Source organism: Rhodanobacteraceae bacterium (genome assembly GCA_024234055.1).
In the GTDB taxonomy this organism is placed as follows: Bacteria; Pseudomonadota; Gammaproteobacteria; order Xanthomonadales; family SZUA-5; genus JADKFD01.
This window is the reverse complement of record JACKOW010000006.1, coordinates 259,021-266,408: the sequence shown is the minus strand read 5'-3', so window position 1 is coordinate 266,408 and position 7,388 is coordinate 259,021. Positions and strand designations below refer to the sequence as shown.

The window sequence follows — 7,388 nt, the reverse complement described above, 5'->3', positions numbered from 1 at the left end:
GCCGGTGCCGGGGCCGATCATGATCAGATCGCGGCCCGGGTCCGCGGGCAGACGAAAGCGTGGATTGGCCTCGACACTCACCTCGATCTCGGCGCCTTCGGCCAGCGCCGCCAAGTGCCCCGATGCCAGACCCAGACGCTCGATGCCGGCGACCTCGTCGCGACGCACCGCCACGGTCAGGTGCACCTCATCGCCGACGCTGGCCTGGCTGGAGGCAATCGAATAGGCACGCGCCTTCAGCGGCGCCAGTTCGGCGACCCAGCGCGCCGCGTCCCAATCAATGCGTCCAGCGGCCAGCAGATCCGGCACCTGATGGGTCTCCAGCAGCGCCGCGCCGCGCTCGCGCAGCGGGTGCTCGGGATGGGCAGCGAGGATCGCATTCAACAGCGGCAGGCTGAGGCGCGTCAGTTCGCGCTCGGAGTGCAGCCATTCGCGCAGGCTGTGGCGGCGATCTCCGCGCTCGACCTTGACCTCGCCGTCGAGTCCGCTGCGCGCCAGAAACTCGTCGATCAGCACCGTTGGATTGTTCACCCGCACCTGCAGCGAATCGCCGGGCTCGTAGCGCAGCGCCGGGCCGACGAAGCCGAGCTCGACATGGCGCACATCGAGTTCGCTGTCACGCGCGGTCAGGCGCTGATTGGCCAGCACCACGGCCTGGGACCTGCTGGCAGCATGGGTCACCGGCGCCACCGCCGGACGCAGCAGCGTCACGGTGGCCGCCGATTTGCCGATGGCCTCGACCGCCGCTTCGACGGTGCTGGCGCGCCATGGGGCGGCCACTTGCTCGATGTCGAGGTCGGCGTCGGCCCGCGCGCTCAGCGCCTGCCCGCCCAGCTCAGCCAGACGCTGATCCAGCAGCCGCCCGATCTCGCAGAACTTGGCATAACTGGAATCACCCAGCGCCAACACCGTGTAGCGCAGATCGGTGAGCTTCGGCGCGCGCGCGCTGGCCAGTTGCTTCAGGAAGATGCGGGCGTCGTCGGGAGGATCGCCGTCGCCCTGGGTGCTGATGGCGATGGCCAGAAACTGCTCGCGCCCGAGTTCGGCCAGGCTGTAATCAGCCAGATTGATCAGGCGCACAGCCAGACCCTGGGCCTCGGCCTGTTGCGCCAGCGCGCTGGCCGCGGCCTTGGCGTTGCCGGTCTGGCTGCCATAGGCCACCGTCAGGCGCTTCCCTGCGGTCGCCACGGGTTTCGGGGCCACCGGTGAACGCTGCGCAGCCTGTCCTGCGGCGTAGCCGGCAATCCACCACAGCGCTGCTTCGCTGCTGCCCGCCAGCAACTGATTCAGCGTGTCCAGCTGCTGCGGCGACAGCGGCGCTGGTGTCTGGGCAAGGGCTGGGCTGTGCTGAGTCACGGCGGTATAGACGTCTGGACTGGTGTGGGGTGCACCTTAACCAGTCGATACCGTCACGGAAAATGACCTCAGGGCATATCGATAGTCCGCGTCCGGCAGGGCAAGATTCGGTGATCTGGATCGTGCCTGCATTGCCGTTTCGTCGGCAGGAGCCTAAGATGCGCGCCCTGTCGGGGTGATCCCGATGGCGACGTAGTCGGGCGCACGACTACCGATCGGGAGTTGGTGCTTGAAAGTGTTTCGTATCTTCGCTGCGGTTCCGGCCATTCTGATCTGGCTGGCAATGTCGAATGCATCGATGGCGGCACAAGTGCAGCCGCCCTGGCTGGCCATGGCCAATCCCAATTTTGGACTTGTCGCCGGCAACATCGTGCGCGTGCAGGCCGAACCGCCGGCAATCATTCTTGCGGTATCCGAGGCCCTGCGCGGCGACGCCAGCGGCGAGCTGCAACTGCTGGTCGATCGGGTCTGGCTCTCGCAGATCGCGCCGGGCGAGGGCTACCTGGCGCTGTACACCGATCTCGAACCGGCGCCACTGAAACCACGCAAGGTCTTGCGCGTACCCGAGCGGGCGCGGCTGATGTCCTTCGAGGGAGTCAATCTCTCTCTGTTCCGCGACACCCCCGAATGGCGCGAGGGATTGCTGGGCGATCCGCTCGAACGCGCCGCCGCGGCCGACTATCGCCAGCAGGTGTTTGCCGGCCTGCAGGCGCACGACCCGCAATGGCAGGACCTCTGGTCGGGCGAACTGGCCCTGCGTCTGCAGCGACTGTCGCCGTACAGCGCCGAGGAGTTGGCGCTGGTCAGACAGTTCGTGCTGGCGCCACAGTCGCCGGCGACGGCCCGGGCGCGCTTGCTGCAAACCGCCTTTGATCGCAGCCCGCTGCTGGGCGAGAACTGGTACATCGAGGACGCCGCCCGGATTCTGGGCCAGACCGCGCCTCGATACGACAGCGCCGTCGGCGAGGATCAACTCAGCTACAGCGTGCTGCAGATCCTGGCAGCCCATCCAGACGCGGTGGAGTCCCGCGTTGTCGAACCATGGCTGGCCGGCGTACCGGCCATTGCCGAAGCCGCCGCCCTGATCCTGCGCGCGCAATCGCCGGAACAGGAACGCGAAGCGTTGGACCGTACCCTGTCGCGCTCGCTGCTGCCGGCAGTCACTCGAGATTTTCTGAAGCAGCACCGACAACGCCTGCCGATGACGGCGGCCGACCACACCCAGTGAAGGAGTTATCCATGAGTTGCAGCCGTTGGCTACTGGGCGCAACCTGCGCCCTGATCACGAGCCCGCTGTGGGCCATCCCGCCCGGAGCGCCCACCCAGGGTGGCTCCGTCTACTCGGCGCGCGAAGTCCATCGTGACGTCTCACGACCCATGCGCGACATCATTGCCGAGATGGGTCCGGCGCGGATGGTCGATCCCAGCGACAACGTGATCCCGAATGAGATCCGTGGATTCTCCGATCTCTACCCGGCACTGGATTTTGGCCCGGGTGAAGTCATGCCGGCGCAGCGCTCGCCCAATGGGTTGGCGACTCCGGCGCCGACGCTGGCGGTCAATGGATTGAGCCTGGCGGTCGGTGGCGGCGGTGTGCCGCCGGACACCACTGGTGACGCCGGCCCCAACCATTATTTTCAGTGGGTGAACACCAGCTGGGCTCTGTTCGACAAGACCACGGGTGCCCGCGTTTCAGGCCCCACGGCCGGCAGCAGCTTCTTCAGCGGGTTTGGCGGACTTTGCCAGACCACCAACAACGGCGATCCGCTGGTGCTGTTCGACGATATCGCCCAACGCTGGGTAGTCAGCCAGTTCGCTTTCACGAGCTCCACGACTGCGCCCTTCTTTCAGTGCGTGGCGGTATCGACCACGGCCGATCCACTCGGCACCTACAACCGCTACGCCTTCCAATACCCGGAGTTCAATGACTACGGCAAGATGGGTGTGTGGGTGACCAACGACGGCAGCCAGAACGCCTATCTGTTCACCATGCACGAGTTCGGCGGCAATCCGCGCGGATTCCTGGGTACCTCCTTCGCGCTGGTCGAGCGTGACAAGATCCTTTCGGGTCAGAGCGCCAAGTTCATCCGCGTCGCCGGCATCAATGCCTTCGGTGCGCTGCCGATGCATCTGGAGGGCGTCAATCCGCTGCCGGACGGCGCCTGTCCGGTGTTCGTACACTACTCCGCCACTGGCACGGGCTATCGTCTTTGGGATATGTGCGTGGATTGGAGCACCCCCACGGGCAGCACAACTTTCACCGATACGCCAACCTTTGTCGGCAGCAACTCCTACGCCCTGGGCCTGAACGGCATCCCGCAGTTGAGCTCCACCCAGCGCCTGGACGATTTCGGCGGCAATCTGATGTATCTGGCTGCGATCCGCGCTTTCGGCCCGAACGGCCCGAGCGAGGCCAAGGCCGTCATCAGCCATGCCGTGAATGTGGGCAACGATCAGGCCGGCGCGCGTTGGGTGGAGTTCGGCTTGTCCGACCCGCAGCCCTTCACGCCGCCGCTGGTAGACCTCTTTGCCGACGGCTTTGAGGGGGCGGCGCCGCCGTCCATCGAAGGCGGCAACGGCCCGATCAAGCTGGCCAAGCGTCTGGTGGATCAGGGCACTTTTGCCCCGGACCAGACCAGTCGCTGGATGAGCGGCATCAACATCGACGCCAATGGCAATATCGGTCTGGGTTACAACGCTTCCAGTGCAGCGATCAACCCGGAGGTTCGCCTGACCGGCCGCGAGCGCAACGATCCGGCCGGAACCATGCGTAACGAGGTCACGGCAACGCCGCCGAATACGGGCGCCCAGACCGGTACCTTCTCAGGCCGTGCCCGCTGGGGCGATTACGCCACCATGGGCGTGGATCCGGTCGACCAGTGCACCTTCTGGTTCACCAACGAGTATTACCCGGTGACGGCGACGTCCAGTTGGAACACTCGCATCGCCAAGTACAAGTTCCCGAGCTGCGGCCAGCCCGATTTCGAACTGGAAACGCAGCCACAGTCGCGCATCCAGGCTTGCGGTGCCAATGGTGACCAGCCAACGCTGGTACGTGTCGGTGCCTACGGCACGCTGCCCGCGAACGTGACCCTGAGTGCCACGGGCTTGCCGGGTGGCGTGACCGCCAGCTTCTCGCCGAATTCGCTGCCGGCCGGTGGCGTCGCCAACTGGACGCTCAATGGCGCCAGCGGCATTGCCCCGGGTTCCTACACCGTGACCCTGAGCGGCACCTCGGGCGCACTGACGCGCACGCGCCAGCTCGGCCTGGATGTCTCCGCATCCCTGTCGGCAGCACCGACGCTGAGCCTGCCCGGTAATGCCGCCACCAATGTGGTGGTGCGGCCGACGCTGCAGTGGGCGGCCTCGGCCGGTGCCACCAGCTACGAGATCGACATTGCCACGGATGCCGCTTTCACCAACATCGTCGACAGCGGCACCAGCAGCGGTACGTCCTACTCCAGCGGCGTGTTGCTCAATGTCGGCCAGACCTACCACTGGCGCGTGCGCGGCGTGAACGCCTGTGGCGTGGGCCTGAGCTCCGCATCGCGCTCCTTCACCACCGGCGCGCCGGGCACCTGCCCCAGCGGCACCACGGCCAATACCGTGTTCAGTGACGACGTCAGCGGCGATGGCACGGCCTGGGTGGTGACCAACATCAGCGGCGACGCAGCGGCCCTGTGGACCAAGACCACGCCGCCAGCGGGTACCGGCATCGGCACCCGAGCCTGGTATGCCCGCAACTCGGCCACCACCGCCGATCAGCGCCTGACCAGCCCGACCATCGTGCTGCCGGCCATCAGCCAGTCGCCGATCGTGCTCGGCTTTGACGCCTTCCATGCCTACGAGACAGACGGGACCACCGACTGCTGGGATGGCGGCTTTGTCGAGATCAGCACCAACGGCGGCGCCAGCTTTGCCCCGCTGGGCAATGCGCGGAATCTGGCCGACGCCTATCCGGGCGTGTTGTCTTCCGGCAACCCGGCCCAGGGCAGCCAGGCCTGGTGTCGCCAGCCGACACCTGGGGCTTCGGTGCGTAGCTACTTCCTGCTCGATGGCTTTGCCGGTCAGAGCGTGCAGCTGCGCTTCCGCTCCACGGCCGACAGCAACACCACCGGCGCTGCGCCCAATGGCTGGGCGATCGATAACATCGCCGTGCAGGGCTGTCAGTAAGCAGTAACCCCGCCCGCCCGCGCAGTCGCGCGGGCGGGTTTTTTTTTGCCTGCCGCACTGGAACCCGCCGACCACGCAAGCCTGATGATGGCGGCGAAGCTCACCGGCCCCGTCCTTCCGGCCCGCGGGCTTCTGCTCGGCGTCCTTCGATGACGGGTCTGCGATGGCGCTGTCATTGCGCGGCGCAACAACCTTGCGCAGGGCCAGCGCGAAGCTCCCGGTGCTGCGATGGCTGGCGAAGTTCCACTTGATGGCGGAGATCTGTGTCCTTCACGGCGAGCCCTGCGGCCTCGGCTATCGCGGCTGCCGCCCGGTCACGGCTTGTGGGCGATTTCCTCCGCTTCGCGCCGGTATTCACGTGCGGCCTCGGTCTGGCCGTCCTCACCCAGAGCCTCGGCCAGAGCCAGATAGACAGCCGGGTCCTCGGGGAAGAGTTGCAAGTAGCCTTTCATCAGCGCCAGAGCGGAGGGTCTGTCGCCGGCGAACCAGTAGGTCAGGGCGAGATTGTTGAGGTCTCGCGAGACCAGCGACCACGCCTTTGCGTTCGAGCGAGCGCCATCCATCTGCGCCAGCGCCGCCTGCAGGCCATCCTGGTGCAGCGTCAGGCTCAAAGCCTCGGCCAGCGAAGGCACTGGCAGCGTGTAGTGGCCCTTGAATGCCAATTCCTGGGCGACTCTGAGCGCCGCATCAGCGTACAGCTCCCGGGCATTCTGCAGAATGACGATAGTGATGCCCTTGTCGAGGAATCGGTAGAAGCGGGTTCGGTAGCCATCGCCCTGGCCGTGGTGATGGATGATTCGTCCGGTGTAGTCGGTCTCTGCCACCTGCCAGCCGAGCCCGTATCCGGCAGGGAAGCCCTCGGGGAGCATCAGCGAGGTATAGGCCTGCTTCTGAATCTTTGCACCGATGACTTTCCCGGCCCGCAGTGCATGGTCGAAGGCCAGCAAATCCCGGGTCGTGGAGTAGATGTCGCCTGCGCCATAAACCTGGTCAGCCTGGAACTCTGCTGACAGTACCGGGTGCTGGTCGACGCGCAGATCGCTGGCGGAGGCGTAGTCAAAGCCATGGCCTTGTGCCACCCGGCGGCGCCGTTGCGGGTCAAGTTCCGAGATGTGATAGGTATTGCGCATGCCGCTCTTGCGCAACACGGCCTTGCGCAGGAATGCCGGGTAGTCGGTCCCGGAGACCTGCTCGATGATCAGGGGAATCAAGGCATAGCCGGTGTTGCAGTAGTCCCAACCCTCGCCCGGCTCGAAGGCCAACGGCGGCTTCTGCTCCGCGAGCCATGTCAGGAGGTCGCGATTGGTCAGCGCTCCGCCCGTGGCGGGCGCGTAGTCCAGGCCAAAGATGTACTCGGGCAGGCCGCTGCTGTGCTCCAGCAGATGCCGCACGGTTGGCTTTTCATAGGGGAATTCGGGCAGGAACTTCTGGACCGGGTCATCCAGTGAGATCTTCCCTTTCTCGACCAGTGTCAGCAGCGCCGTGGCTGTCAGGGTCTTCGACACCGATGCCAGCCGGTAGAGACTGTTCCGGGTCAGCGGCGTCTGGTCGAATGCATCGGAGACACCCAACTCGGTGTCCAGCAAGACCTTTCCATCCTTTTCGATCAGTACTGCCCCATTGAACTGACCGCGCTCATGGAGTTTCTGGAAGGCCTCGTTGTAGACGCTTGAAGCGTCCCCTGCGACGACCATTCGCGCTGCACAGAGCAGGGTCAGCCCCGCGATCTTGATCAGAAACCTCATTGTCTTTTGACCTGTTCGGCAATTGCTCGGGAGAACGATGCGTGTCCTGGCACCCGACCGGTGCAACACGCGTGGCAAGTCCGGGCGTGAGAGCCAGAGGACAGGCGATAGGCG

Annotated in this window: 4 protein-coding genes; 2 read left to right on the top strand and 2 right to left on the bottom strand. The window is 65.6% G+C overall.

Annotated features, from left to right (window positions below):
- Positions 1–1,356: flavodoxin domain-containing protein (locus H7A19_12815; GenBank protein ID MCP5475708.1), on the bottom strand; the 1,356-nt coding region annotated here is incomplete at its 3' end.
- Between the two features lie 229 nt (positions 1,357–1,585).
- Here H7A19_12815 and H7A19_12810 point away from each other — a divergent pair.
- On the top strand, positions 1,586–2,584 hold the full coding sequence (locus H7A19_12810) for a hypothetical protein (GenBank protein ID MCP5475707.1): 999 nt from the start codon (positions 1,586–1,588) through the stop codon (positions 2,582–2,584).
- A gap of 11 nt (positions 2,585–2,595) precedes the next feature.
- Complete coding sequence (locus H7A19_12805; protein ID MCP5475706.1) at positions 2,596–5,529, top strand: hypothetical protein; 2,934 nt, start codon at positions 2,596–2,598, stop codon at positions 5,527–5,529.
- 314 nt (positions 5,530–5,843) lie between these two features.
- Here H7A19_12805 and H7A19_12800 read toward each other — a convergent pair whose 3' ends face one another.
- Complete coding sequence (locus tag H7A19_12800) at positions 5,844–7,274, bottom strand: serine hydrolase (protein MCP5475705.1); 1,431 nt, start codon at positions 7,272–7,274, stop codon at positions 5,844–5,846.
- Positions 7,275–7,388: the final 114 nt, after the last annotated feature.

Excerpts from the sequence above, each read along its gene's own strand:
- H7A19_12805 (MCP5475706.1), top strand. The coding sequence starts at position 2,596 with ATGAGTTGCAGCCGTTGGCTACTGGGCGCAACCTGCGCCCTGATCACG.
- H7A19_12800 (MCP5475705.1), bottom strand. The coding sequence starts at position 7,274 with ATGAGGTTTCTGATCAAGATCGCGGGGCTGACCCTGCTCTGTGCAGCG.